Origin of the sequence: Nonomuraea sp. NPDC050153, from assembly GCF_044460125.1 — a bacterium.
GTDB lineage: Bacteria > Actinomycetota > Actinomycetes > Streptosporangiales > Streptosporangiaceae > Nonomuraea.
The window spans coordinates 213,046-237,614 of sequence record NZ_JBITJQ010000010.1; the positions used below are offsets into that span (position 1 = coordinate 213,046).

Here is a 24,569-nt window from a genome sequence, read left to right on the forward strand (position 1 = left end):
ATCCGGCAACCCGGACGCCCCATAGCCTAATGCCAGTCTCTCCAGGCTCCTTACCGGATCAAGAGAAAATTTTTGGAATTGGCGTCCTGCCAGGCACGGATGGGTCAGCGAAGATCTTTTACCACACGTGTTCCGGCCAGCCTGTCGTGCGGACCGCGCTCCAGGGGCTTGTCGATCAGGATGAGCAGCCCCACGCAGAACAGGAGCATTCCGGCGAGCAGATTGACCACGGGAATGCCCATGAGCATGACAGGGCCCGGATAGACCAGGGACCGTTTGAGCAGCGCCCAGGCGGAGACGTGGGCCGGTGCCAGGCGAATCCCCATGATCGCCTTGCCGAACGTCCTGCCGCGCCGGTAATGGGCCGACCAGTCGTAGCCCGTATAAGCCAGCCCCGCCACCAGCCACGCGAACACCCCGGGCAGCCGCCCGTCGAACGCCTCCAGCATCCCGACAGTTCGGAAGATGCCCCACAGCGCGATGAACAGAATGTAATAGAACACTCCGAAGACGAACGCTTCAATCGCCCGGGCGGCGAGCCGTTCCCACCATTCCGCGGGCGGCGCGTCCGCCCGCGGCGGCGACCCGGCCATAACCCCCACCTCGCGTCATCAGCGGCCCAGGCTCCCCATTTTGGTACGGCCCCCGCACACAAAACAGGGACCGGCACGAAGCCGGCCCCTGCTTTTACCTGACGCTTGGACTACTTGATCTTCACCACCACGGTGTTGGCGACCTTGTCCGCGAACGTCTGCTGCAGCGGCTTGTCCCAGAGCTGCGAGGCGCCGTTGACGGCCACGGCCGCGTAGGCGAGCAGCGAGCTGAGGAAGCCCAGCGGGATGGCGCCGAGCGCGTAGCCACCCCACGTCACGCCGGCCCGCTTGAGCGCCGCATCGGTCGGCAGGCCGCCCGGCGACAGGGCCTGGCCCACGGGGACGACCTTGATGCCCATGACCATCTTGCCGACGGTCTGGCCCTTCGCCTTCAGCAGGAAGAAGTCGTAACCGACCCATAGGGCGGTCACGATGATCGTGATCAGGATGCCCACGACCACGCTCGAGAAGAAGCCGCTGCTGGCGCCGCTGCCCGAGACGTAGCTGGCCACGAGGATCGCCGTCAGGATGCCGCTGATGACGAGGTTCACGACGAAGAGGATGACCCCGTCGATGAGCCTGGCCACCAGACGCTGCCACCACTCCGCCAGCGGGGCCGGCGCGCCGGGCGGCTGCACGCCCACGGGGCCGGGCTGACCGTAGGCCTGGCCGTAGCCGGGCTGGCCGTACTGCTGCGCCTGCCCGTACTGCTGCTGGCCGTACTGCTGGTCGCCGTAGCCCTGCTGGGCGTAGCCGGGCTGGGACTGCTGGCCGTAGCCCTGCTGCCCGTACTGGCCCTGCTGGCCGTAGTCGGGCTGGGATTGGGGTTGCTGGCCGTACTGCTGCTGGCCGTAGTCCGGCTGGGACTGCGGCTGCTGGCCGTACTGCTGCTGGCCGTAGTCCGGCTGGGACTGCGGCTGCTGGCCGTACTGCTGCTGACCGTAGTCCGGCTGCGACTGGGGCTGCTGGCCGTACTGGCCCGAGGGCTGCTGCTGGCCGTAGCCCTGCTGCCCGTAGCCCTGCTGGGACGCCTGCTGCTGGCCGTAGCCCTGCTGGCCGTAACCGGGCTGGGACTGCTGCTGCTGGCCGTAACCGGGCTGGGACTGCTGCTGCTGGCCGTACTGCTGGCCATAGCCCTGCTGGCCCGACTGCGGCTGCTGCCCGTACTGCTGGCCGTAGTCAGGCTGCGAGGCCTGCTGCTGACCGTAGCCCTGCTGGCCGTAGTCAGGCTGGGACGCCTGCTGCTGGCCATAGCCCTGCTGGCCGTAGTCGGGCTGGGACTGCTGCTGCTGGCCGTACTGGGGCTGCTGGCCGTATTGCTGCTGCTGCCCGTACTGGGGTTGCTGACCGTACTGCTGCTGCTGGCCGTACTGCTGTTGCTGGCCATAGCCCTGCTGACCGTACGGGGGCTGCTGCCCGTAGGCATCGTCCGCCCGGTAGCCGATCACAGTCGCGTCCGGGTCGGGCTCGCCGGGGTGGCGGCCCGGGTTCTGCTGCCCGTACTGGGGGGGCGCAGAGTTGTCGCCGGATTCGTTCTGTGGATACGGCGGCTGTCCGGTACTCACCGTGTCACCTCGCTTCGAGTGCGCATGTGGCACGTGTCAGGACACATGCCTGTGCTGCCCAACGTATCGACATAGGTATCAACAATCACCTTTCCATCTGGTCAAGGTCCGCGTCACCCGATGTCAGGTGGAGCAGCATGCGGGTGTTGCCGAGTGTGTTCGGCTTGACGTGTTCAAGATCCAAAAACTCCGCCACACCCTCGTCGTACGAGGCCAGCAGTTCGGCGTACACCTCAGGGGAAACAGGTGTGCCCTGAATCGGGCGGAACCCCAGTCTCGCGAAGAAGTCGACCTCAAAAGTAAGACAGAATACACGCCGCAGACCCAAATCCTTAGCCTGCTGGATCAGTGCGGAGACGATCCGGTGGCCGACGCCCATCCCCCGGCACTCGGGATCCACGGCCACCGTGCGGACCTCGGCGAGGTCCTCCCAGAGCACGTGGAGCGCGCCGCAGCCGACGACCTGCCCGCCCCGCTCGGCCACCCAGAACTCCTGTACGTCCTCGTACAGGGTCACCGTGGCCTTTTCCAGGAGCCGAGGCCCCGCACCCGCATAGGTGTCCACCAGGCGCCTGACCATGCGCACGTCGCGCGTGCGGGCACGCCGGACCACCACCGCGGTCTCGGGCACTGTCAGTTCGGCCACCTGCTCCATGGTTCTCCAGGGTACAGATCTCATTACGGCTCAGCCCTAACTCCCATGTCTCGGCCCATCTTGTTACATCTTGTGGCCAGATGGGCGCGGGCCCTCGCCGCCGACTCCCGCCCATCGAAAGCGCGGACAAAGAGGGCATAGGACCTCTTCCGCACGGCTGTCCACGAGATCACCTTGTGACCCTTCGGTTGTGAAACCTCTACGGACTTGGCAGTTCTGGTTGAGCAGGAACCCGGAGTGCATTAGTGTCCAGCGACAATGCCCCCGCGTATCGCGCGGGAGGCACGCCCAATTCTCGCAAGGGAAGCCGGGGAACCGCCGGTGGCGACCTCCGACGCCACCACTGGGGTGAATCCGAGCCTCTCGGTAGGGCTGCTCCGGCCCGAACCCGTCAGCTAACCCGGTAGGCGTCTACGAGAGGAGCTGGTTGGTGAAGCGCACGCTCAGCGGTGGGGGGAAGTCGGCGGGCAAGCACGCCCGCCCTTCGGAACGGGCTCGGCGACCGCGCCGCTTCGGTGTGGTGAGTCTCACAGTCGCCGCGCTGCTGTTCGCCATCCCCGTCGGTTCGGCGTCCGCTGACCCCAAGCCCACGCTGAAGGATCTCGCCGACCAGGCCACGAAGCTGCACACCGACATCGAGACGCTGAGCGAGCAGTACAACGGCCAGCGGGAGAAGCTCAAGACCGCCAAGAAGGCCGCCGAGGCCGCGGAGAAGACGTTAACGAGCAGCGAGTCGGATCTGGCCGCCAAGCGCGCGAAAGCCGCCATGCTGGCCCAGAACGCCTACATCACCGGCGGCCTGAAGACCCTCGCCTTCACCACCTCCGACGACCCCGAAGGCTTCCTCAACCGCGCCGCGACCTCGTACGCGATGCAGGCCGAGCAGGGCGAGGAGATCAACGCCCTCACCAGGGCCATGGACACGGCCACCCGCGCCAGGGAGAGCGCCAAGGCACGCATAGCCGAGGTCCAGCAGCTCGTCACCGACATCGACTCCAAGCGCGACAGGATCACCAAGCTGGTGGCGAAGGTCGAGAGCAGCCTGTTCACGCGGGCTCTGGGCGAGGCCGGGCGCCCCGGCACGCGGGCCGTGCGCGTCAACCTCCCGATCCCGGGCTCCGGCAAGGCGGCCGAGGCCGCGCGGTGGGCGCTCACGCAGCAGCTCAAGCCGTACGTCTGGGGCGCCGAGGGCCCCAGCTCCTACGACTGCTCCGGGCTCGTCATGGCGGCCTTCCAGCGGGTGGGCATCTCGCTCCCGCACTACACCGGCGACCAGTGGACCGCCGGCAGGCACATCTCGCGCGAGGAACTCCGGCCGGGCGACCTGGTGTTCTTCTACAGCGACCTGCACCACGTGGGCATCTACATCGGCGGGGGCATGATGGTGCACGCCCCGCAGACGGGCGACGTCGTACGGATCGCGTCGATCGCGAGGCGGCCGTTCGCCGGCGCGGTGCGCATCGCCGACTGAGCCGCACCCCGGCGGTCCGCCGCGGCTAGATCAGCTGGCGGCGGGCTGCCCAGGCCACGGCCTCGATCGCGGTGGCCACGCCTATGCGGTCGCAGATGCCCCGCAACCTGCGGCGTACCGTGCGCCCGCTGATATCCAGCCGCCGCCCCACTCGATCAACCGTGACTCCCTTGGCCAGCTCCGCCAGCAGCGCCAAATCAGCATGGCTGAGCTCAACGCCTTCAGTGAGCACATCCATCGGGAGCCCTCCCCCCAACAGCAGAACTTGGACCTCACAGATGGGCCAAAGCCGCTCCTCGCAGACGGTAAACGCATCCTGGAAAGGTCGTCAAGCTCGACAATCGCCGCACTTGACGAGCGCTATTGACATGATCCGCTATATATGACGCACTCGCGATATGTCAGGACGGTGAGTGATCACATTGGGCCCTCCGGAATGGCCCTGACCAGCCTTCCGGTTTTCGATCAGTACGGTATGGATATTCCGCATGATCGATAAGCTCGATATCGCGGGGAGCGCGTCCGTGACGCGATCTTTCCGGCGCGCGACAAGCCACCAATCGCTCGCTTTGTACGGCACCGCCACACGATCCGCCCACCCAGGTCAGGCGGCCGGTTAAGCCAATTTGATCAATCCCGCAGGACAATTGCCGCCGGGGGTCTCGACCGGCGGGCCGGCGCCCGGCGGGTGGCCCGCCCGGTTGGCCGGGCCGTGCGACCTCGTTTCCGGGTGCCCGTACGCGGCGTGCAATGAGGCGATCACAGAGGCGGACGAGGCGCCGCGGACGCTCCCGGAGGCGGAGCGGGGCCTGCCTGCGCGACCTTGACGCGATGCTTACAAGCGTCTTCGGATCGGAAACCGGGCGGCCCAGAAGCCGGATTCCCGACAGCGGTGATCACTCAGCCGTTGGCGGAGTCGTAGCGGTCCCTGGCGGCCTCGACGTCCCCGATGTGCGTCTCGGCCCAGCTCTTGATCGCGGCCACCAGCGGCATCAGGCTCTCGCCCAGCGGGGTGAGCGCGTAGTCCACGCGTACCGGCACCGAGGGGGTGAGCGTGCGCGAGACCAGGCCGTCGCGCTCCAGGCCGCGCAGGGTCTGCGTGAGCATCTTCTGGCTGACGCCCGCGATGCGCCTGGACAGGTCGCCGTAGCGGCGCGGACGCTCCGAGAGCGCGGTGAGCAGGAGGGTGACCCATTTGTCGCTGAGGGTGTCGAGCAGCTTCCTGGAAGGGCATTGGGCGAAGTACGCGTCGAAGGTCTGCCTGGCCTCGTCGCGCCGCTCCGCCGCCGTCTTCGTGGCCACCCGATCGCCCCTTTCCACCCCTGCTTACTCCGAGAGGGTAACTCCCCGGAAAGGGGAGGGCGGGGGCGTGCGGCGGGCCGGTTGGGGGCGCCGCCGCACGCGCGAGCCGGGCGTGGGTCAGTGGGTGGGCTTGACCAGGGGGAAGAGGATGGTGTCGCGGATGTTCTTGCCGGTGAAGGCCATGATCATCCGGTCGATCCCCGCGCCCATGCCCCCCGTCGGCGGCATCGCGTACTCAAGGGCCTGAAGGAAGTCCTCGTCCAGCTGCATCGCCTCGGGGTCGCCCCCGGCGGCCAGGAGGGACTGCTCCATCAGGCGGCGGCGCTGCTCGATCGGGTCGATCAGCTCCGAGTAGGCGGTGCCCAGCTCCGTGCCGAAGCCGATCAGGTCCCACTTCTCCGTCAGCAGCGGGTTGTCCCGGTGCTGGCGGGTCAGCGGCGAGGTCTCCAGCGGGTAGTCCATGACGAACGTGGGCTGGACGAGCGTGTGCTCCACCAGGGCCTCGAAGATCTCCTGCACCAGCTTGCCCGAGCCCCACTTCGGGTCCCAGTGGATCTCGCGCCGGTCGGCGATCTTGCGCAGCTCCTCCAGGGAGGTCGAGGTGGTGATCTCCTCGCCCACGGCCTCGGACACCGCGCCGAACAGGGTGATGCGCGGCCACCGGGCGATCCCCAGGTCGACCTCCACCCCGTCGTGGACGACCACCGTGGTGTCCAGGGCGGCCACCACGGCCTTCTGGTACATCCGCTGGGTCAGGTCGGCCATGTCGTTGTAGTCGAGGTAGGTGCCGTACGCCTCGAGCATCGTGAACTCGGGGTTGTGCGTGGAGTCGGCGCCTTCGTTGCGGAAGTTGCGGTTGATCTCGAAGACCTTCTCGATGCCCCCGACCACGAGCCGCTTGAGGTAGAGCTCGATCGCGATGCGAAGGTAGAGCTCCATGTCGTAGGCGTTGATGTGGGTCTTGAAGGGCCGGGCCGCCGCGCCGCCGTGGATGGGCTGCAGCATGGGCGTCTCGACCTCGAGGTAGCCCTCCTCGTGCCAGAAGTCGCGCACCGCGCGCACCGTGGCGCTGCGGAGGCGGGCCATCTTGCGCGACTCGTCGTTGACGATGAGGTCGACGTAGCGCTGGCGGACGCGGGCCTCCGGGTCGGTGAGCCCGACGTGCTTCTCCGGCAGCGGGCGCAGGCACTTGGCGGTGATCTGCCAGCTGTCGGCGAGGATGGACAGCTCGCCGCGCCGCGAGGTGATGACCTCGCCGATCACGCCCACGTGGTCGCCCAGGTCGACGTCGCGCTTCCACGCGGCCAGCGACTCCTCGCCCACCTTGTCGAGCGAGATCATGACCTGCAGGTCGGCGCCGCCGTCGCGGAGCGTGGCGAAGCAGAGCTTGCCGCCCACGCGGTTGAGCATGACGCGCCCCGCGACCGCGACCGTGTCGCCGGTGGCGGTGTCGGGCTCCAGGCCCTGGTATTTCTCCCTGACCTCGGCATTGGTGGCCGTACGGGGGAAATTCACCGGGTAAGGGTCGACGCCCTCGCTGCGAAGGCGGTCGAGCTTCTCCCTCCGGATGCGCATCTGCTCGGGAAGTTCGTCGCTCACAACATCAAAGGGTAGGGGATATGGCGACCTGCAAGGGTTCGTCGGCGCGCTGCAGGACCTCTGCAAGAGCCCTCTCTTATCAATATCTCACGAGCTCAAGGGGGGAACCGGTACGGAGCCGGTCCAAGGGGAGCTCAAGGAGAGACGATGTTCAAGAAGATCGCGACAGGCTTCCTCGCCGTCGCCGCCACCAGCGCTCTGGCCCTGTCGCTGCCTTCCGCCGCCAACGCCAGCACGGCCGCCTACGACCACGACTCCTCCGACTACTGGGGCCCCGTCTACGCCAAGAACGGCCTGGCCAAGTCGCAGGGCTGGATCGGCGTCAGCTGGGACGAGGACGGCGAGTCGAACGAGGCCACCGTCAGGGGCCGGCTCTACGACCTGGACGACCGCGACGAGGACGAGGGCGGCAAGTGCGCGTTCGTGAAGTTCGAGGCCAGCGACTTCGACGACGACTGGTCCCCGGTCTACTCCAAGAAGTACTGCGGCTTCCCCGGCTACAAGAAGTTCAGCTTCTCGGAGAACGACGTCAGCAGCGTGCGGGTGAAGGTCTGCCAGATCGGCCAGTACAGCAACTACCCCACGAAGTGCGGCCCCTGGTCCTACCTCTACACCGCCGAGAGCGAGTGACGAGTCGTCCCCGGACGCGCAGGCGGCCTCCCACCCGAGCGGGGGGCCGCTTTCTTCATGCCGGTCAGGCGGTGTTCCTGTTGTAGATCAGGCGCAGGCCGATGAGCGTCAGCCACGGCTCGTGCACGTCGATGGAGCGCGACTCGCCCACCACCAGCGCCGCGTGGCCGCCCGTGGCCACCACCGTCACCTCGTCGGGGTCGTCGGCCAGCTCGGCCACCATCCGCTCCACGATCCCGTCCACCTGGCCCGCGAAGCCGTAGATGATGCCGGCCTGCAGGGCCTCGACCGTGTTCTTGGCGATCACCGAGCGCGGCCTGACCAGCTCCACCTTGTGCAGCTGGGCCCCGGCGGCGGCCAGCGCGTCGACCGAGATCTCGATGCCGGGAGCGGTCACCGCGCCGATGTACTCGCCCTTGGCCGACACCGCGTCGAACGAGGTCGCGGTGCCGAAGTCGACGATGACGCAGGGGCCGCCGTACTGGTCGATGGCCGCCAGCGCGTTCACGATGCGGTCGCTGCCGACCTCCTTGGGGTTGTCCATGCGTACGGGCACCCCGGTGCGGATGCCCGGCTCCACGATCACCGCCGTCACGTCGCCGTAGTAGCGGCGGCACATCTCGCGCATCTCGTTGAGCACGCTCGGAACGGTGGAACAGATGGCGATGCCGTCGATGTCGGCCCCCTTGAGCAGCGGCGACTGTGCCAGCAGCCCCTGGAGGACGACCGCGATCTCGTCGGCGGTGCGGCGGGCGTCGGTGGCCAGCCGCCAGTGCTCGATGACGTCCTCGCCCTCGAACAGCCCGAGCACCGTGTGTGTGTTACCGACGTCGATCGTGAGCAGCATCAATTACCCCCGCAGATCCAATGCGATGTCCAGGGCCGGCGCAGAGTGCGTCAGAGCTCCCACCGCCAGATAGTCAACGCCAGTTTCGGCCACACGACGAGCCGATTCCAAGGTCAATCCCCCGCTGGCTTCAAGCGCAACCCTGTTTCCCGCCCGATTTTTCACGACATGTACAGCGCGAGCTGTGTCCTCGATCGTGAAGTTGTCCAGCAGGATCTCCTCGGCCCCCTCGTCGAGCACGGCCGCCAACTGGTCGAGCCGGTCGACCTCCACCTCGATCGGCAGATCGGGGTAGCGCTCCCTGACCGCCCTGAACGCCTCGGCCACGCCGCCGGCGGCCACGACGTGGTTGTCCTTGATCAGCGCGGCGTCCGACAGCGACATCCGGTGGTTCACGCCGCCGCCGCAGCGCACCGCGTACTTCTCCAGCGCCCGCAGCCCCGGCAGCGTCTTGCGGCTGTCGCGCACGCGCGCCGCCGTGCCGCTGATCGCCTCCACCCACCTGCCGGTCAGCGTGGCCACCCCGGAGAGGTGCGTGAGCAGGTTGAGCGCGGTGCGCTCGGCCGTCAGCAGGGCCCGTACCGGCCCCTCGACCGTCATCAGCACGTCTCCGGCCCGCACCCGCTCGCCGTCCTTGGCCCTCCTCTCGGTACGGGCGGCGCCCAGCCGGACGAACACCGCCTCCGCCACCGCCAGCCCGGCCACGACACCGTCCTTGCGGGCCACCACGTCGGCCGCCGAACGCTGCTCCGCCGGGATCGTGGCCAGGCTCGTCACGTCGCCGGCCTCCTGCAGGTCCTCGGCCAGCGCCCGGTCGATCAGCGCGTCCACCTCGGCCGGGTCCAGCCCGGCGGCGGTGAGCTCCTGGGCCACGCGCGGCGGCATCGCGTCACCGTGCGGCGTGTACGTCATGCGGAGGCCCTCCTCGGTCAGGGTCACGTCCAGGTGCCCCAGCCATTCGTTGTCGTCGCGGGTGTCATGGTCCTCGCGCCAGTGCGAGCCACGGGTCTCCAGCCTGGCCGCCGCCGCGCCGGTGAGCACGGTGGCCACGGTGAGCAGGTTGGTGGCCTCCCAGGACTCGGTGCAGGCGGGCACCTCGACCGGCGTCCAGCGGGCCTCCCGCAGCGCCCTGGCCGTGGCCAGCAGCGACTCGCGGCTGCGCAGCACGCTCGCCCCGGTGCTCATGTGCGCCTGGATCCTGGGCCTGACCCGCGGGTCCGCCAGCCCGGAGGGTGCGCCGCTCTCGACCGGCTCGACCGGCTCGCCCGGCGAGGGGCGTACCGCCTGGATGTCCTCGGCGATGCGCTCGGCGAAGACGAGCCCTTCGAGCAGGGAGTTGGAGGCCAGCCGGTTGGCGCCGTGCACGCCGGTGCAGGCCACCTCGCCGCACGCGTACAGTCCCTCGATCGAGGTGCGGCCGCGCAGGTCCGTCATGACGCCGCCGCTCGCGTAGTGGGCGGCCGGGGCCACGGGGATCGGCTCGACGGCCGGGTCGATGCCGTGCTCGCGGCAGACGGCGTAGATCGTGGGGAAGCGGGTCTCCCACTTCTCCCGGCCGAAGTGGCGGCCGTCGAGGTACATGTGGTCGCGGCCCGTCTCACGTATCCTGCGCATGATCGCCTTGGCCACGACGTCGCGCGGCGCCAGGTCGGCCAGTTCGTGCGCGCCCCGCATGAACCGGACGCCCTCGTGGTCGACCAGGTACGCGCCCTCGCCCCTGACCGCCTCGGAGATCAGCGGTTGCTGGCCGGTCGAGCCCTCGCCGAGCCACAACACGGTCGGATGGAACTGGACGAACTCGATGTCGCGCACCACGGCCCCGGCCCGCAGCGCGAGCGCGACCCCGTCGCCGGTGGAGACGGCGGGGTTGGTGGTGGCCGAGTAGACCTGGCCCATGCCGCCGGTGGCCAGCACCACCGCCCTGGCGCGCACCGCGCCCACCCCGTCGCGGGCGCCCTCGCCCATGACGTGCAGCGTCACGCCCCTGGCCCGGCCCCGCGCGTCCTTGAGCAGGTCGAGCACCAGCGCGTGCTCGATCACCTCGATCTCCGAGGCGCGCACGGCCTCGATGAGCGCCCGCTGCACCTCGGCGCCCGTGGCGTCGCCGCCCGCGTGCACGATCCGGTCCCGCCGGTGCCCGCCTTCCCTGGTGAGCTGGAGCTCCCCGTCGGGGGTGCGGTCGAAGCGGGCACCGCGGGCGATGAGCCGCCGCAGCGCGCCGGGCCCCTCCGTGACGAGCGCGCGCACCGCCTGGACGTCGCACAGCCCGACCCCGGCGATCAACGTGTCGTTCAGGTGCTCGTCGGGGGTGTCGCGGGGATCGAGCACGGCCGCGATGCCGCCCTGGGCCCACCGGGTCGATCCTGCCGCCAGCACGTCCTTGGTGACGACCAGCACTTTGGCGGACGGTTCCAGCTCCGCGTGGCGCAGGGCCACGGTCAGGCCCGCGACGCCGGAGCCGATGACGACCACGTCCGCCTCGACGGTCCAGCCGGGCGCGGGCGCGGTCAACCGCAGGGGAATCGCCGGTGCGCTCATCAGGGCACTCCTCACTGAGGGATTTCGTCAATATGACGATAACGCCTGGCGCGGAGTGGACGTTCAGCGGCCCTCTGTTTTCCTGATGAACGCCTCGTACTCGGCGAACGGCTCCAGCCCCACGGCCGCGCGGCGTTCGTCGAGCAGGTCCGGGTCCTCGATCGGCATGGGTTCCAGGCCGCCGGCGCCGTCGTGGAACTGGGTCCCGTAGAGCTGGGGACGGCCCGAGCGCACGCGTACGCGGTCCTCCAGGTACGCGAAGTCGCCCGGCGAGGCCTCCTCGCGCTCGACCGCCTCGGCCATCGCCTCGTGCAGGACCAGCTGCGCCCGGCGGGAGGTGGCGTGCTGGGCCAGCAGCCAGGCCGCCCGCGCGGCCCGGTGCCCGACCTGCGAGACCAGCGGCCAGCCGCGGGTGGCGACCACGGAGTAGAGCCAGGCGGTGTTGCCCTCGTCGAGCTTCTGCAACCGCGCCAGCCGCCGGTCTCCGGGAACCCCCTTGGCCGGGTCGCGCATCGCCTGGTCCATCTCCATGCGCCGGAGCAACTCGTCCCGCAGCTCCTCGTCGGTCATGACCCGACGGTAATCCGCCTCAGGCGGGATTCAAGGTCAGGGTGACGTTGTCGATCAGCCGGGTGGTGCCCACCGTGGCGGCGACCGCGAGCACGGCCGTCCCCGCGTACGACTCGTCCACTTCGGCGAACGTCGCCGGATCGACCAGCGCCAGGTAGTCGACCGCGATCCGGGACCCGGCCGCGTCGAGCACCGCCTCGGCCGCCGCGCGGACCCTGGCCGGGGTGAGCTCGGCCGCGCCCGCCCGCAGGGCACGGGAGAGCTCCAGCGCCACCTGGCGGTCGTCGTCGGACAGGTAGCGGTTGCGGCTCGACAGGGCCAGGCCGTCGGGCTCGCGTACGGTCGGCGACCCCAGGATCTCGATGGGCAGGTCGAGGTCGGCGACCATGCGGCGGATGAGGGCGAGTTGCTGGGCGTCCTTCTGGCCGAAGACCGCCAGGTCGGGCTGGACCAGGTTGAACAGCTTGAGCACGACCGTCAGCACGCCGTCGAAGTGGCCGGGACGGAAGGCGCCCTCGACGATCGAGCCCATGTGGCCCGCGGAGACGCTCACCTGGCGGTCGGACGCGTACATCTCCCCCGCGTCCGGATGGAAGACGACGCCCACGCCCTCGGCCCGGCACACGTCCAGGTCGGCGTCGAACGTACGGGGATAGCGGGAAAAATCCTCGCTTGGACCGAATTGGAGGGGGTTGACGAAGATGCTGACCACGACCTGATCGGCACGGGCGCGGGCCTGCCTGATCAGCGACCTGTGCCCCTCGTGCAACGCGCCCATGGTGGGCACCAGAGCCACCTCACCAGCGCGCCGCGCCTTGACCAGATCTTCCCGACCCCTGGCGACGATCAGCTCCATAAAAAGCGCCCCTTAATCGCGTTGTCAGGTCCATATATTGCCCCCCAGCGCATCGAGCAGCCGCTCCGCCTCCTCCGGTTTGAGCAGTCCGGCGGCCAGCGCGCGGTCGGCCGTGAGCCGGGCCAGCGCGATGTAGGCGTCGGCCGCCTCGGGCGCCGCCAGGATCAGCGCGTCCACGTGCTTGCGCACGGTGCCGGCGTCGCCGCGGACGACCGGGCCGGTCAGCCCGGCGATGCCCAGCCGCAGCACGTTGTCGAGCGCCGCGCCGAGCAGCGGGCCCAGCATCCGCCCCGGGTGCTCCACGCCGATGCGCCCCAGCAGTTCCTGGGACTCGGCGATGAGCGTGACCATGTGGTTGGCGGCCCCGGCCAGCGCCGCGTGATAGAGCGCGCGGTCGGCGTCGGCGATCCAGACCGGCTCGCCGCCCATCTCGATCACGAGCGCCTCGGCGATCGGCCGCAGCATGTCGGGGGCGGTCACGCCGTACGAGATGCCGGTGAGCTTGTTGAGGTCGTCGTCCCGGCCCGTGAAGGTCATCACCGGGTGCAGCGCGAGCGGCAGCGCGCCGGCCCTGGCCGCCGGTTCGAGCACGGACAGCCCGTAGGCCCCGCTGGTGTGCACCAGCAGCTTGCCCTGGAGGTCGGCCCCTGTCGTGGCCAGCCCGTTGACGAGGTCGGGCAGCGCGTCGTCGGGCACCGTGAGCAGGATGAGCTGGGCCGCCGCGACCACCTCGTCGGGCCTGGACGGCTTGACCCCCAGCCGGTCGGCCGCCCATCGCTGTGAGTTGTCCGACACACCGCTCGCGGCCGCGATCCGGTGCCCCGCCTGAGCCAGTGCGGCGCCCAGGGCCGAGCCGACCTTGCCCGCCCCGAGTACGCCGACAGTCAGCCGTGCCGGGCGATCCCCTGCGTCCATGACGTCACACCCCTGACCTGCTGAGGAGAAACCTGCGGGGCGGACCGTCGCCCCGGCCTCAACCAGGCACGACACGCGGGATCGCGGTCCGACGAGCAGGCTTCTGTTGTGGCACTGCCGACCAGCGTAACGGCCCCTCCGAGTGGCGGACCGTAGGGTACGGTCCGCGACTTGCCCGGGGGCTCCCACGTGACCGCGGTTTTGCCACCCGTTGAGTTAACGACAAAAGCGACAAGGGGATACAAAAAGTGCACCCCCTGTCGGAAGAGATGAGGAGAGGGGTTTCATCGCATGGCAGCGGGCGCCGAGTCCCCTCATCCAGGACCCGACGCCCGCGGGATGTGACCTCTTGGAGGTGCGACCGGTTGGCCGCTCGCCGACCGACCAGCCGGGATCCGAGCCCGGGCCGGACGAGTGCCGGCCCGGACTCTTTCCTCTTTCAGTGGTGGCTCGGCACGTAGGCGTTGGCGCCGCCCTTGCAGCCGGCGAACGCGGCGCCGATGACGGCGATGGCGTTGCCACAGACGTTGATCGGGATCGCGATGGGAAGGTGCAGCTGGTTGCCGCCGAGCACGCTGCCGTTGCCGCTGGTCGTGTCGGCGTGCGCCGGGGCCGCGAGCGACAGCATGGCGACGGCTCCTGTGACGGCAATGACCTTCTTCAGCACGAGGGCTCCTCTCGGTTTGGCGGCCTGGGCCGCCGGTGCTTGCTCGGAAGCGATCCGTTGTGCCAATTGGGGGTTGGCGCAACGCGACCACTCGGTGACATTCTGTAAACGTACCTCAAGTCGGCGACAATGAGTAGCCAAATGATGACGATGCGTGTCACTCGAAAGTCATGAGATAGTCCTGAGCATGTGGCTCACCTGGCGTGCCGCAACGGAACGCGCGCTGTACGGCGAGGACGGCTTCTACCTTCGCGAACGCCCCTCAGGCCACTTCCGGACCTCGGTCAGCGCCTCCCCGGCGTTCGCCGGCGCGGTGCTGGCGCTGCTGTCGAAGGTGGACGCCGAGCTCGGCGGTCCCGACGTGCTCGACCTGGTCGACATCGGCGCGGGCGAGGGCACGCTGGTCACGCAGGTGCTGGCGGCCGCCGAGCCGGCGCTGCGCGACCGGCTCCGCGTCACCGCCGTCGACCTCTCCCCCCGTCCGGAGGGCCTGCCCGAGCGGGTCGCCTGGCGGCGGAGCGTGCCCACCGGCATCACGGGCCTGGCCATCGCCAACGAGTGGCTCGACAACGTGCCGCTCGACGTGGCGGAGCAGACCGCGGCCGGGCCGCGCCTCATCATGGTGAACATCCGCACGGGCGAGGAGCGCCTCGGCGACCCGCCGGAGCCGGACGACCGCGCCTGGCTCGACCGGTGGTGGCCGCTGACCCGGGTGGGCTCCCGAGCGGAGATCGGCCGCCCTCGCGACGAGGCGTGGGCCTCCGTCCTGGGGCGCCTCACGAGGGGCCGAGCGATTGCCGTTGATTATGCACACCTTGTGGATAACCGGCCGCTCTGTGGCACGTTGACCGGTTACCGCGACGGCGCGGTCGTTGCCCCGATCCCCGATGGGACCTGCGATATCACCGCTCATGTCGCTCTTGACGCGTGCGCCGAGGCCGGTCGCGGGGCCGGCGCGATATCCACAACCTTGTCCACACAGCGTGACGCGCTGAGGGCTCTGGGGATCACCGGCACCCGGCCCCCCATCGACCGGGCCCGCACCGATCCGCGTGGTTACATCCGGGCACTGGCCAGGGCGTCGGAGGAGGGTGAGCTGATCGATCCGGCGGGGCTCGGCGGCTTCGGCTGGCTCAGCCAGCGGCGGTGACCTCCAGCGACCGCAGCCCCCGGATGATGAAGCCGGGCTTCCAGCTCGGCTCCTGCCGCAGTTCGAGCTTGGCCGCCCGGTCCAGGAGCGCGCCGTACGACTCCATGAGCTCGATGCGGGCCAGCGGCGCGCCCAGGCAGAAGTGGATCCCGGCTCCGAACGAGATGTGCGGATTGTCGGCCCGCCCCACGTCGAGCCGGTCCGGGTCCTCGAACACCGCCGGATCGCGGTTGGCCGAGCCGAACAGCAGCGCCACCTCCGACCCGCGCGGGATCTCGACGCCATGGACCTCGATGTCCTCCAGCACCCAGCGCTCGAACATCTGCAGCGGCGTGTCCCAGCGCATGACCTCCTCGACGGCCGTGGGCAGCAGCGAGCGGTCCGCGCGCAGCCGGGCCAGCTCGGAGGGGTTCCTGAACAGGGCCCACCAGCCGTTGCCCGTGACGTTCACGGTGGCCTCGTGGCCGGCGTTGAGCAGCAGCACGCACGTGCCGACCAGCTCGTCCTCGGTCAGCTCGTCGATCTGCGCCAGCGCGCTGATCAGGTCGTCGCCCGGAGCCCGGCGGCGCTCCGCGGCCAGGGTCTTGAGGTAGCCGGCGAACTCGGACGCCGCCCGCACCGCCGTGTGCTGGGCCTCAGGGCTCGGGTTGAGCTCGTACATGCCGCAGATGTCCGCCGACCAGGGGCGCAGCAGGTGGCGGTCGGCGTGGGGGATGCCGAGCATCTCCGCGATCACCGTCACCGGGAGCGGCTCGGCGACCTCGGCGAGGAGGTCGCCGCCGCCCTTCTCCACGAACGCGTCCACCAGGCCCTCGGCGATGGCGCGCACCCGGGGGCGCAGCGACTCGACCATGCGCGGCGTGAACGCCCTGGAGACCAGCCGGCGCAGCCTGGTGTGCACCGGCGGCTCCACGTCGAGCATGCCCGCCCTGATCACGCGCCAGAACGGCTCGTGGAACTCCGGCTCCGGCGGCCTGCCGAACTCCTCGTGGGTGGCCACGTGGAGGTAGGACCGCCCCAGGCGGCGGTCCCTGAGCAGGGCGTTCACGTCGGCGTGACGTGAGATCAGCCACTGGTCCGTCGGCTCGAAGTAGCTCACCGGCGCCTCGCGCCTCAGCTCGTCGTACACGCGGTACGGGCGAGCCACGAAATCCGGATCCCAAGGGTCAAAGCGCACTATTTCATCTTATGGAGTGGGATCCTCCTGCGGCACCGCCCGCTTGCTCCGCGCCCGGATGTTCAGCAGCTCGACGACGAGCGAGAACGCCATCGCGAAGTAGATGTAGCCCTTGGGGATGTGCTGGCCGAAGCCCTCGGCGATGAGCACCACGCCGATCAGCACCAGGAACGCCAGCGCCAGCATCTTGATGCTCGGGTGCCGGTCCACGAACCTGCTGATCGGCCCCGAGGCGAACAGCATCACCAGCACCGCCACCACGACCGCCGCGATCATCACGCCGAGCGTGTCGACCATGCCGACGGCGGTGATGACGGAGTCGAGCGAGAACACGATGTCCAGCACCATGATCTGGACGATCACGGAGGCGAAGGAGGCGGCCGCGGCCTTCTTGCCGTCCTTGCCGACGGGGCCGTCCATGCTGTGGCCGATCTCGGTGACGCTCTTGCCCAGCAGGAACAGGCCGCCGAGCAGCAGGATCAGGTCGCGTCCTGATATTTCGTGACCGAAGACGGCGAACAGCGGCTCGGTGAGCTGCACCACCCACGACAGGGCGAGCAGCAGGAGCAGCCGGGTGATCAGGGCCGCGCCCAGCCCCAGCACCCGGGCCCTGTCCCGTTGTTCGGGAGGTAGCCTCCCGGCCAGGATGGAGATGAAGATGATGTTGTCGATCCCCAGCACGATCTCCAGGGCGACAAGGGTGAAGAAACCGATCCAGATCTGCGGGTCGGTCACCCAGTCCAACATCTGCGCACCTCCATGACATACGAGCGGGGTTTCCGGTAGCAACGAGCCGGACCCCGAAGAAGTTCGCGGACTTGCGATCGATGGAGGGGATTGGGTTATAGTCTCCGCCGTAGGTCATGAGTGCCAGCGACAAGCCCCGGCTAGCTGGCCGGCAACCCTCGCGTCCGCGGCGGGGTGCCCCGGGTGAAGACCTGGTCCGTCACGAGGCGTGGCGGGCAAGCGCGGGCTCCATGGCTGCTTCCAGGGGTCCGATGGCCCTGAGGGAGATGTGCCATGTCCACCCTGACGATCTTCAGCTCCGTCCCCGCTCACGCCGCCGCCGAAGAGGCTCCCGCCGTCACGAGCCGGCCGATCCCCGCCGTGCTCGGGGCCGATCTCGAGGTGCCGGTCAAGGGCGGCCGGCTCGTCGGCTACGCCAACCTCGACTACGCCGCCAGCGCCCCCTGTCTGGAGCCGGTCAGCGCCGCCGTCACCGCCGCGCTCCCGGCCTACTCCAGCGTCCACCGCGGCGCGGGCTACGCCTCCCAGCTCACCACCGCCCGCTACGAGCAGGCCCGCCACACGGTGCGGGCGTTCGTCGGGGCCCGCACGGACGACGCCGTGATCTTCACCCGCAACACGACCGACGCCACCAACCTCCTGTCCCGCTGCCTGCCCGCCGACACGACCACCGTGGTCTTCGACACCGAGCACCACGCCTCCCTCCTGCCCTGGCAGAAGTCCGTACGGCTGGCGCCGCCCGCCTTCCCCGGCGAGGCCGTCCGCGCCGCCGACGAAGCGCTGGCCGGCATCGAGGGGCCCAAGCTGCTCGTGGTCACCGCCGCCTCGAACGTCACCGGCGAGCTCTGGCCCATCGCCGCCCTGGCCCACGTCGCGCACCGGCACGGCGCCCGCATCCTGGTGGACGCCGCCCAGCTCGTACCGCACCGGCGGCTGAACCTGACCGCGCTCGACCTGGACTACGTGGCCTTCTCCGGGCACAAGCTGTACGCGCCGTTCGGCGCGGGCGTGCTGGTCGGGCGTCGGGACTGGCTCGCGGCGGGCGAGCCGTACCTCAAGGGCGGCGGCGCGGTGCGGTCCGTGGGCGACGACACCGAGTGGCACGACGACCCTGAGCCGCGGCACGAGGCGGGCACCCCGAACGTGCTGGGCGCCATCGCCCTGGCCGCCGCCTGCGACGCGCTCACGGCCACCGGCTGGACCGCGCTCGTGCGCGAGGAGGAGCGGCTGATCGCGCGCCTGCGCTCGGGGCTGGCCGCGATCGAGGGCGTGCGGGAGCTGTCGCTGTGGGGGGACGACCACCCGCGGGTCGGCATCGTGTCGTTCACCGTGGACGGCTACTCGGCCCGCGAGGTGGCCGAGACGCTGTCCAGCGAGTACGGCATCGGGGTGCGCGACGGCAAGTTCTGCGCGCACCCGTTCGTCCGGCACCTGCTCGGCGAGCCGGAGCGCAGGAGCTCGGCCGGAGAGAGCGAAGGCCGAAGCGGGCGCGACCATGAGCACGCCGGGGGGTGCGAGGACGGCACCGCCTCCGCGGTGCGGGCCTCGATCGGCATCGGCAGCACGCAGGAGCACGTGGACCGGCTGGTCGCGGCAGTGCGAGACCTCGCGAGCCGCTGAGCGAGCCGACAAGCGAGGCGCTGAGCGAGGCCGGCGAGCGAGGCCGGCGAGCGAGCCGCTGAGGAGCCGGTGGGCGAGCCGTCAGACCGCGTCGGAGCGGTTCGGCGGCTTGCGGTGCGGCGGCGGCTCGTCGGAGACCAGGGCGTCGATGTCCCTCATGTCGTCGTCGTTGATCCCGCCGGCGTGGTGCTCGGCCGACTGCCTGGGCACCCGTGGCGCCTCGGCCTGCTCCACGGTCGGCGCGGGCCTGGTGGTCCTGGTCGTGACGTTCGACGGCTCCGGACGCCGTACCTGTGCGGCGCGCTCCTCCTCGGCGTCCAGGCGTTCCGAGCGCCGGCGGAACATCGCGGCGAAAATGCCGTCGATCCCGATCCGACCGCCCCCGAGCGCCAGGAACAGCAGGGCCAGTGCCCCGAGCGCGCCGGGCAGCTCCCAGCCGCCGGTGGTGGACAGCACTCCGTGCCCCGCGTGCACGTACATGATGGCGCCCAGCATGTTGACCAGCAACAGGAACCCCACCAGGCGCACCAGCAGGCCCAGGATCAGGAAAAGGCCGCCGACGGTCTCGACGACGGACGCGAACGCCGCGGCGAGCTCGGGCATCGGGATCCCCATCCCCTTGAACGCCTGCCCCGTGGCCCCGAGGCCGCCTTCCCACTTCTGCAAGCCGTGCGCCAAGAAGATCACGCCGGTCACCACCCGGGCGATCAGGGCAGCGACATCAAACACAACTTTCTTCATGGTGTTATCTCCCCCCGTTCCTGGTATTCCTCCCCGTGTCCGAGTTAGGGATGCGTTTCCATGCCATTCCTTGACCCGGCCCCACCCTGGATCATCAACCGGGGCGGTGGCAGCATTGCCATATGACGGAACGTGTGGTCGGAATCGGCGCGGGTGCGAAAGAGCTGGCCACCGAGGACATGATCCTCAACATCGGCCCGCAGCACCCGTCGACCCACGGTGTGCTCAGACTCCGGCTGACGCTCGACGGCGAACGCATCACCGCCGCCGAGCCGATCATCGGCTACATGCACAGGGGCGCGGAGAAGCTGTTCGAGGTCCGCGACTACCGTCAGATCATCATGCTGGCCAACAGGCACGACTGGCTGTCGGGGTTCGCGAACGAGCTGGGCGTGGTGCTCGCCGCCGAACGCCTGCTCGGCATGGAGCCCCCGGTCCGGGCCGTGTGGGCGCGTACGCTGCTGGCCGAGCTCAACCGGGTGCTCAACCACCTGATGTTCCTCGGCTCCTATCCCCTGGAGCTGGGCGCGATCACGCCGCTGTTCTACTCGTTCAACGAGCGCGAGCGCATCCAGGCCGTCATGGAGGAGATCTCCGGCGGTCGCATGCACTACATGTTCAACCGGGTCGGGGGCCTCAAGGAGGACCTGCCGCTCGGCTGGCTCGACCGGGTGTCGGAGGCCGTCGCGGAGACCCGCCGCCGGGTGCCCGACATCGAGAACCTCATCCTGCACAACGAGATCTTCATCGCCCGCACCAAGGGCGTCGGCGTGCTCACCCGCGAGCAGATCACGCAGTACGGCGTCAGCGGCCCCATCGCCAGGGCCTCCGGGGTGGACTTCGACCTGCGCCGCGACGACCCGTACCTGGCCTACTCCGAGCTGCCCGTGAAGGTCGTCACGCGGCACGCCGGCGACTGCCGGTCCCGGTTCGAGGTGCTGTTCGACCAGCTCAAGATCTCGCTCGACCTGGCCGACGCCTGCGTCGAGCGGCTGCGCTCGCTGCCTCCCGGGCCGATCAACCAGCGCCTGCCGAAGGTGCTCAAGGTGCCGGAGGGCCACACGTACGCGTGGACCGAGAACCCGCTCGGCATCAACGGCTACTACCTGGTCTCCAAGGGCGACAAGACCCCGTGGCGGCTCAAGCTGCGCTCGGCCTCGTACAGCAACGTCCAGGTGCTGCGGGAGATACTCCCCGGCCACCTGGTCGCCGACATGGTGGCCATCCTCGGCTCGATGTTCTTCGTCGTGGGTGACATCGACAAGTGAAAGCCGAGCGCGACAAGTACGTCGACTGGCTCCGCGCCCTGAGCCTGTGCGTCGTGGTGGTCTGGCACTGGGCGTTCACCATCCTGGAGTGGAAGCCGAGCGGCCCCGAGCCCACCAGCCCGCTGGGCTTCACCTCGGGGCTGTGGATCCTGACCTGGCTGCTGCAGGTGCTGCCGCTGTTCTTCTACGTCGGCGGCCACGTGCACCTGCTGTCCTGGGAGCGGGCCAGGGCGCGCGGCGCCGGCATCGGCTCGTTCGTCTGGCGGCGCATCCGCGCGCTGGCCTTACCCGCCCTCTTCCTGTCCGGAGTGTGGATCGCCATCGGGGCGGTCGTGACGTTCACGTTCCGGGTGGACTGGATGTGGCGGGTCGTGCTGCTGGTGCTCAGCCCGCTGTGGTTCCTCGGCGTCTACCTCGTACTGATCGCGCTGCTGCCCGTGGCACTCTGGCTGCACCGCCGCTACGACGTGCTGACGCTGATCTGGCTCGGCGGCGCGTCCCTGGTGGTGGACGTGGTGCGCTTCCGGTACGGGGTCGACTGGGTCGGCTGGCTCAACATGCTCCTCATCTGGGGGCTCGCCCACCAGGCCGGGTTCTTCTACGACCGGATCGTCATCCTGCCCAGGCGCTATGACATCGCGGTGCTCTGGACGGGGCTGTTCGCCCTGTTCGGCCTGGTCTACTCGGGCATCTACCCGGGGTCGATGGTGGGCGTCCCCGGCGACAAGTGGTCGAACATGGCGCCGCCCACGTTCGTGATCGTCGCCCTGCTGCTGTTCCAGGTGGGGCTGGTGGAGGTGCTGCGGCCGTCGATGGAGCGCGTGCTGGAGCGTCCGGGCTGGCGCCGGGTGAACGAGTTCATCAACCGGTACTCGCTGCCGCTCTTCCTCTTCCACACGACCGGGATGGCCATCGCGCTGGGCCTGTCGTGGTGGCTCTTCGGCACCCTGGGCACCGAGATCCCACCCGACCTGAAATGGTGGCTGGAACGCCCGATCGCCATCCTCGGCCCGCTGATCTGCACCGCCCCGGTCATCTACCTCTTCGCGAGGGAGCGCCGCTCCTAGTCGGGTTTGTGGTCGTCCGAGTCCTTGGGGATCCGGCAGGCGTGCTCCAGATAGAGGGCGGCGCAGATCAGCGCCACGCAGGCCACGAACGACCCCGTCGCGACGAAGAACTCCGACCGCGGCGTCTCCCGGTCCAGGATCTGCACCGTGTAGAGGGCGAACCCGGCGAACAACCCGCCGAACACCGCCCCCGCGTACGCGGACGCCTTCGCCAGCGCGGCCAGCCGGGCCACCGACAGCGGCTCCACCGGCTTGGTGTCCGGCTTCCTGGCGATCCTGGCCTTGGTGACCCACGCGCTGTAGCCCTCGCCGATGGCCAGCAGCAGCACGGTCGGGATCGCCGTCCACGGCAGCAGGGGCAGGTCCGCGTAGGTGAGCCTGACCACTGCCCACGCGATCAGCGCGACGACGACGAAGATGCTGGCCAGGCGGCCAGGACGGGTCGGCCTCAATCGGGCCTCTGCAGCTTCAGGTCGTCGCGCAGGCGTACCCCCTGCTGGTCGAGCCCTGCCAGCAGCTCCACCACCCGGCCTTTCCCGGGCACCACGGCCTCGGGGTCGGCCTTCGCCCACGGCACGAGCACGAACGCGCGCTCGTGGGCGAGGGGGTGGGGCAGCGTCAGCTCCGGCTCCTGGCAGACCGTGTCGCCCACCACGATCAGGTCGATGTCGAGCGTGCGCGGCCCCCAGCGCTCGGCGCGGACCCGCCCGAAGGCGTTCTCCACGCCCTGCGCCCGCTCCAGGAGCGTGCGCGGCTGCAGGGTGGTCTCCGCGATCACGATCGCGTTGAGATACGGCTTCTGTCCCGGGGGACCGCCCACAGGGTCGGTCTCGTAGACCGGCGAGGCCTGGACGAACTCCAGCCCCGGGGCATCGAACAGGGTGTCCACGGCACCTTGCAACGTCTGGAACCGGGGCCCCAGGTTGCTGCCGAGAGCGAGGACGACTTTCATGCGCGGCTCCGCTCAATGGTCACGACCACGTCGTCGAACGGCAGCGGGATGGGCGCCGCCGGTTTGTGCACGCTCACCTCGACCTTGCTCACCAGCTCGCCGGCCAGGCACACGTCGGCCAGCCGCTGCGCGAGCGTCTCTATCAACTCGACCGGCTCGCCCTCGACGACCCTGACCAGCGCCTCGGCGAGCTCCCCGTAATGGACGGTCTTGGTGAGATCATCGCCGGCCGCCGCCGGCGCGGTGTCGAGGAACAGCGTCGCGTCCACGACGAACTCCTGCCCCAGCTCCCGCTCGGCAGGCAGCACGCCGTGCCTCCCCCTGGCCCGTAGGCCCTTGAGAGCGATGCGATCAGGGCTCAAGCTCGCCTTCCTCCTCCTCGTCGTCATCTCCCTGCAACACCGGCGAACCGTGGTGCATCCACAGCCGCCAGCCCTGCGACGTGCGAATGTAGACGTTGCTGGCCACCACCTTGCCCGCGGCGAAGCTGGACTCACCTTCCTCGCCGGCGGTGAGGATGTTCTCGACACAGGTCAGCACGGCCACGTCGCCCAGCACCGTCGTGGCGACGTCGGTCAGCACGAACTGGATGTAGGTCGTGTTGGCCATGATCAGGGCCCACGACCGCAGCACCTCGGACCGGCCGCTGAGCAGGGTCCAGCCCGGGTGCACGCAGCTCACCTGGTCGTCCGCGGTGTCCTCGGCCCAGATCTCGGTCATCTTGTCGAGATCCGCGTTCTCGATCGCGGAGTAGAACTCCTGGTTCACCGTCTCGATAGCGGCGGTGTCGACGCTCATGTGTTGGCTCCGGCTCTCTTCCATGCGGCGGCCACGCGTACGGCATCGGCATTGGGGCTGACCTCGTGGACGCGCACGCACCAGGCGCCCGCCTGGGCGGCCAGCGCGGTCACGGCCAGCGTGGCGTCATCACTGCGGCTGAACGGCCGGGGCGTGCCGTCGGGGCCGGCCAGCAGCCGCCCGAGGAACCGCTTGCGCGACGCCCCGATGAGCAGGGGGAAACCCAGCTCGGCCAGCTGGGGGATCCCGGCCAGCAGCGCCCAGTTGTGCTCGGCGTTCTTGGCGAAGCCCAGGCCGGGGTCCAGCACGATCTGATCCTCCGTGACGCCTTCGGCCAGGACCAGGTCGACCCGCTTGCTGAGCTCCTCGCGCACCTCTGTGACCACGTCGGCGTAGACCGCGCGGTTGTCCATGTCATGACTGTGGCCGCGCCAGTGCATCACGACGTACGGGATGCCGGTCGCGGCCACCACCCGCGGCATCTCGGGGTCGGCGAGACCGCCGCTCACGTCGTTGACGAGCCGCGCCCCCGCCTCGACCGCGGCCCTGGCCACTTCGGCCCGCATCGTGTCGACGCTGACGGCCACGCCCTCGGCGGCGAGCGCCCTGATCACGGGGACGACCCTGGCCAGCTCCTCGTCGAGGGACACCCTGGCCGCGCCCGGGCGAGTGGACTCGCCGCCCACGTCCACCAGGTCGGCCCCCTCCCGGACCAGCTCAAGACCGTGCTGAATGGCGGCCGCCTCGTCGAACCACAGGCCGCCGTCGGAGAACGAATCGGGTGTCACATTCACCACACCCATGACGAGGCACCGATCCGCACCTCCCGGCACGCTGATGG

At 69.7% G+C, this 24,569-nt stretch carries 26 protein-coding genes and 2 riboswitches; of the genes, 6 read left to right on the plus strand and 20 right to left on the minus strand.

The genetic code is table 11. The features are described 5' to 3' along the window. Nucleotides 1-104 precede the first annotated feature (104 nt). The 3 genes from ACIBQ1_RS25660 to ACIBQ1_RS25670 form a co-directional block, all read right to left on the minus strand. Nucleotides 105-593, minus strand: a complete 489-nt coding sequence (locus ACIBQ1_RS25660) for an RDD family protein (RefSeq protein ID WP_397281314.1) — start codon at nt 591-593, stop codon at nt 105-107. A gap of 110 nt (nt 594-703) precedes the next feature. Further along, entirely contained in the window at nt 704-2,158 is a 1,455-nt protein-coding gene (locus ACIBQ1_RS25665; RefSeq protein ID WP_397281316.1) for an RDD family protein, read from the minus strand. Between the two features lie 85 nt (nt 2,159-2,243). Next, nucleotides 2,244-2,813 (minus strand): amino-acid N-acetyltransferase, encoded by a 570-nt coding sequence (locus tag ACIBQ1_RS25670; RefSeq protein ID WP_355366221.1) that lies wholly within the window; start codon nt 2,811-2,813, stop codon nt 2,244-2,246. Nucleotides 2,814-3,088: 275 nt separating this feature from the next. Next, a riboswitch (cyclic di-AMP (ydaO/yuaA leader) is annotated at nt 3,089-3,238 on the plus strand. 95 nt (nt 3,239-3,333) lie between these two features. Between ACIBQ1_RS25670 and ACIBQ1_RS25675 the strand changes: the two genes are divergently transcribed. Continuing rightward, a complete protein-coding gene (locus ACIBQ1_RS25675; protein WP_397281318.1) occupies nt 3,334-4,284 on the plus strand; it encodes a C40 family peptidase in 951 nt (316 codons plus the stop codon). A 25-nt stretch (nt 4,285-4,309) separates the two neighbouring features. On the opposite strand, the gene ACIBQ1_RS25680 is transcribed toward ACIBQ1_RS25675, so the two are convergent. The 3 genes from ACIBQ1_RS25680 to lysX form a co-directional block, all read right to left on the minus strand. Then, on the minus strand, nt 4,310-4,522 hold the full coding sequence (locus tag ACIBQ1_RS25680; RefSeq protein ID WP_043615366.1) for a LuxR C-terminal-related transcriptional regulator: 213 nt from the start codon (nt 4,520-4,522) through the stop codon (nt 4,310-4,312). Between the two features lie 662 nt (nt 4,523-5,184). Further along, on the minus strand, nt 5,185-5,586 hold the full coding sequence (locus ACIBQ1_RS25685) for a winged helix-turn-helix transcriptional regulator (protein ID WP_397281320.1): 402 nt from the start codon (nt 5,584-5,586) through the stop codon (nt 5,185-5,187). A gap of 117 nt (nt 5,587-5,703) precedes the next feature. Beyond that, complete coding sequence (gene lysX, locus ACIBQ1_RS25690; RefSeq protein ID WP_397281322.1) at nt 5,704-7,185, minus strand: bifunctional lysylphosphatidylglycerol synthetase/lysine--tRNA ligase LysX; 1,482 nt, start codon at nt 7,183-7,185, stop codon at nt 5,704-5,706. Between the two features lie 147 nt (nt 7,186-7,332). Here lysX and ACIBQ1_RS25695 point away from each other — a divergent pair, with 147 nt between their 5' ends. Then, the gene (locus tag ACIBQ1_RS25695; protein ID WP_397281324.1) at nt 7,333-7,815 is read left to right on the plus strand and encodes a hypothetical protein; all 483 of its coding nucleotides are present in this window, start codon (nt 7,333-7,335) and stop codon (nt 7,813-7,815) included. A 64-nt stretch (nt 7,816-7,879) separates the two neighbouring features. Here ACIBQ1_RS25695 and ACIBQ1_RS25700 read toward each other — a convergent pair whose 3' ends face one another. The 6 genes from ACIBQ1_RS25700 to ACIBQ1_RS25725 form a co-directional block, all read right to left on the minus strand. After that, entirely contained in the window at nt 7,880-8,662 is a 783-nt protein-coding gene (locus ACIBQ1_RS25700; RefSeq protein ID WP_397281326.1) for a type III pantothenate kinase, read from the minus strand. A gap of 3 nt (nt 8,663-8,665) precedes the next feature. Further along, on the minus strand, nt 8,666-11,200 hold the full coding sequence (locus tag ACIBQ1_RS25705) for an L-aspartate oxidase (protein ID WP_397281328.1): 2,535 nt from the start codon (nt 11,198-11,200) through the stop codon (nt 8,666-8,668). A gap of 63 nt (nt 11,201-11,263) precedes the next feature. Beyond that, complete coding sequence (locus ACIBQ1_RS25710; RefSeq protein WP_397281330.1) at nt 11,264-11,770, minus strand: DUF6624 domain-containing protein; 507 nt, start codon at nt 11,768-11,770, stop codon at nt 11,264-11,266. Between the two features lie 19 nt (nt 11,771-11,789). Beyond that, nucleotides 11,790-12,626, minus strand: coding sequence for a pantoate--beta-alanine ligase (panC, locus tag ACIBQ1_RS25715; RefSeq protein WP_397281332.1), 837 nt, complete (start codon nt 12,624-12,626; stop codon nt 11,790-11,792). 24 nt (nt 12,627-12,650) lie between these two features. Beyond that, nucleotides 12,651-13,541, minus strand: coding sequence for a Rossmann-like and DUF2520 domain-containing protein (locus ACIBQ1_RS25720; protein ID WP_397281334.1), 891 nt, complete (start codon nt 13,539-13,541; stop codon nt 12,651-12,653). A 439-nt stretch (nt 13,542-13,980) separates the two neighbouring features. Then, on the minus strand, nt 13,981-14,208 hold the full coding sequence (locus tag ACIBQ1_RS25725) for a chaplin family protein (RefSeq protein ID WP_397281336.1): 228 nt from the start codon (nt 14,206-14,208) through the stop codon (nt 13,981-13,983). 187 nt (nt 14,209-14,395) lie between these two features. Here ACIBQ1_RS25725 and ACIBQ1_RS25730 point away from each other — a divergent pair, with 187 nt between their 5' ends. Then, complete coding sequence (locus ACIBQ1_RS25730; protein WP_397281337.1) at nt 14,396-15,358, plus strand: SAM-dependent methyltransferase; 963 nt, start codon at nt 14,396-14,398, stop codon at nt 15,356-15,358. Here the strand turns inward: ACIBQ1_RS25730 and ACIBQ1_RS25735 are convergent. Together ACIBQ1_RS25735 and ACIBQ1_RS25740 are read right to left on the minus strand one after the other, a co-directional pair. Beyond that, nucleotides 15,342-16,535: a cytochrome P450 gene (locus ACIBQ1_RS25735; RefSeq protein WP_397281338.1), complete on the minus strand. Its 1,194-nt coding sequence runs from the start codon at nt 16,533-16,535 to the stop codon at nt 15,342-15,344. The genes ACIBQ1_RS25730 and ACIBQ1_RS25735 overlap by 17 nt on opposite strands. Before the next feature lie 9 nt (nt 16,536-16,544). Next, complete coding sequence (locus tag ACIBQ1_RS25740; RefSeq protein ID WP_397281339.1) at nt 16,545-17,282, minus strand: TerC family protein; 738 nt, start codon at nt 17,280-17,282, stop codon at nt 16,545-16,547. A gap of 112 nt (nt 17,283-17,394) precedes the next feature. After that, nucleotides 17,395-17,510: riboswitch (SAM riboswitch) on the plus strand. A gap of 45 nt (nt 17,511-17,555) precedes the next feature. Between ACIBQ1_RS25740 and ACIBQ1_RS25745 the strand changes: the two genes are divergently transcribed. Next, nucleotides 17,556-18,902 carry an aminotransferase class V-fold PLP-dependent enzyme gene (locus tag ACIBQ1_RS25745; protein WP_397281341.1) on the plus strand — a complete coding sequence of 449 codons (1,347 nt, stop codon included), beginning with the start codon at nt 17,556-17,558 and terminating at the stop codon, nt 18,900-18,902. Between the two features lie 81 nt (nt 18,903-18,983). On the opposite strand, the gene ACIBQ1_RS25750 is transcribed toward ACIBQ1_RS25745, so the two are convergent. Next, entirely contained in the window at nt 18,984-19,643 is a 660-nt protein-coding gene (locus ACIBQ1_RS25750) for a DoxX family protein (RefSeq protein WP_397281342.1), read from the minus strand. A gap of 122 nt (nt 19,644-19,765) precedes the next feature. Between ACIBQ1_RS25750 and ACIBQ1_RS25755 the strand changes: the two genes are divergently transcribed. Further along, entirely contained in the window at nt 19,766-20,911 is a 1,146-nt protein-coding gene (locus ACIBQ1_RS25755) for an NADH-quinone oxidoreductase subunit D (RefSeq protein WP_397281343.1), read from the plus strand. After that, nucleotides 20,908-21,978 carry an acyltransferase gene (locus ACIBQ1_RS25760; protein ID WP_397281344.1) on the plus strand — a complete coding sequence of 357 codons (1,071 nt, stop codon included), beginning with the start codon at nt 20,908-20,910 and terminating at the stop codon, nt 21,976-21,978. The genes ACIBQ1_RS25755 and ACIBQ1_RS25760 overlap by 4 nt, the downstream gene beginning before the upstream one ends. Here ACIBQ1_RS25760 and ACIBQ1_RS25765 read toward each other — a convergent pair. Genes ACIBQ1_RS25765 through folP form a run of 5 tightly spaced genes read right to left on the minus strand, consistent with a single transcriptional unit; the run spans nt 21,975 to nt 24,531 of the window. Next, nucleotides 21,975-22,430: a DUF3180 domain-containing protein gene (locus tag ACIBQ1_RS25765; RefSeq protein ID WP_397281346.1), complete on the minus strand. Its 456-nt coding sequence runs from the start codon at nt 22,428-22,430 to the stop codon at nt 21,975-21,977. The two genes, ACIBQ1_RS25760 and ACIBQ1_RS25765, sit on opposite strands and share 4 nt — an antisense overlap. Beyond that, on the minus strand, nt 22,427-22,930 hold the full coding sequence (folK, locus tag ACIBQ1_RS25770; protein ID WP_397281347.1) for a 2-amino-4-hydroxy-6-hydroxymethyldihydropteridine diphosphokinase: 504 nt from the start codon (nt 22,928-22,930) through the stop codon (nt 22,427-22,429). Before folK ends, ACIBQ1_RS25765 begins: the two co-directional genes overlap by 4 nt. Next, nucleotides 22,927-23,292, minus strand: coding sequence for a dihydroneopterin aldolase (gene folB, locus ACIBQ1_RS25775; protein ID WP_397281349.1), 366 nt, complete (start codon nt 23,290-23,292; stop codon nt 22,927-22,929). The genes folK and folB overlap by 4 nt, the downstream gene beginning before the upstream one ends. After that, the gene (locus tag ACIBQ1_RS25780; RefSeq protein ID WP_355366281.1) at nt 23,282-23,728 is read right to left on the minus strand and encodes a nuclear transport factor 2 family protein; all 447 of its coding nucleotides are present in this window, start codon (nt 23,726-23,728) and stop codon (nt 23,282-23,284) included. Before ACIBQ1_RS25780 ends, folB begins: the two co-directional genes overlap by 11 nt. Continuing rightward, complete coding sequence (gene folP / locus ACIBQ1_RS25785; RefSeq protein WP_397281512.1) at nt 23,725-24,531, minus strand: dihydropteroate synthase; 807 nt, start codon at nt 24,529-24,531, stop codon at nt 23,725-23,727. The genes ACIBQ1_RS25780 and folP overlap by 4 nt, the downstream gene beginning before the upstream one ends. Between the last annotated feature and the right edge of the window lie 38 nt (nt 24,532-24,569).

Bases quoted from the DNA above. Each gene is read 5' to 3' on its own strand.
- ACIBQ1_RS25660 (WP_397281314.1), bottom strand. From the start codon at position 593: ATGGCCGGGTCGCCGCCGCGGGCGGACGCGCCGCCCGCGGAATGGTGG.
- ACIBQ1_RS25670 (WP_355366221.1), bottom strand. From the start codon at position 2,813: ATGGAGCAGGTGGCCGAACTGACAGTGCCCGAGACCGCGGTGGTGGTC.
- ACIBQ1_RS25680 (WP_043615366.1), bottom strand. From the start codon at position 4,522: ATGGATGTGCTCACTGAAGGCGTTGAGCTCAGCCATGCTGATTTGGCG.
- ACIBQ1_RS25695 (WP_397281324.1), top strand. From the start codon at position 7,333: ATGTTCAAGAAGATCGCGACAGGCTTCCTCGCCGTCGCCGCCACCAGC.
- ACIBQ1_RS25700 (WP_397281326.1), bottom strand. From the start codon at position 8,662: ATGCTGCTCACGATCGACGTCGGTAACACACACACGGTGCTCGGGCTG.
- ACIBQ1_RS25705 (WP_397281328.1), bottom strand. From the start codon at position 11,200: ATGAGCGCACCGGCGATTCCCCTGCGGTTGACCGCGCCCGCGCCCGGC.
- ACIBQ1_RS25710 (WP_397281330.1), bottom strand. From the start codon at position 11,770: ATGACCGACGAGGAGCTGCGGGACGAGTTGCTCCGGCGCATGGAGATG.
- panC (WP_397281332.1), bottom strand. From the start codon at position 12,626: ATGGAGCTGATCGTCGCCAGGGGTCGGGAAGATCTGGTCAAGGCGCGG.
- ACIBQ1_RS25720 (WP_397281334.1), bottom strand. From the start codon at position 13,541: ATGGACGCAGGGGATCGCCCGGCACGGCTGACTGTCGGCGTACTCGGG.
- ACIBQ1_RS25730 (WP_397281337.1), top strand. From the start codon at position 14,396: ATGTGGCTCACCTGGCGTGCCGCAACGGAACGCGCGCTGTACGGCGAG.
- ACIBQ1_RS25740 (WP_397281339.1), bottom strand. From the start codon at position 17,282: ATGTTGGACTGGGTGACCGACCCGCAGATCTGGATCGGTTTCTTCACC.
- ACIBQ1_RS25745 (WP_397281341.1), top strand. From the start codon at position 17,556: ATGTCCACCCTGACGATCTTCAGCTCCGTCCCCGCTCACGCCGCCGCC.
- ACIBQ1_RS25750 (WP_397281342.1), bottom strand. From the start codon at position 19,643: ATGAAGAAAGTTGTGTTTGATGTCGCTGCCCTGATCGCCCGGGTGGTG.
- ACIBQ1_RS25755 (WP_397281343.1), top strand. From the start codon at position 19,766: ATGACGGAACGTGTGGTCGGAATCGGCGCGGGTGCGAAAGAGCTGGCC.
- folK (WP_397281347.1), bottom strand. From the start codon at position 22,930: ATGAAAGTCGTCCTCGCTCTCGGCAGCAACCTGGGGCCCCGGTTCCAG.
- ACIBQ1_RS25780 (WP_355366281.1), bottom strand. From the start codon at position 23,728: ATGAGCGTCGACACCGCCGCTATCGAGACGGTGAACCAGGAGTTCTAC.
- folP (WP_397281512.1), bottom strand. From the start codon at position 24,531: ATGGGTGTGGTGAATGTGACACCCGATTCGTTCTCCGACGGCGGCCTG.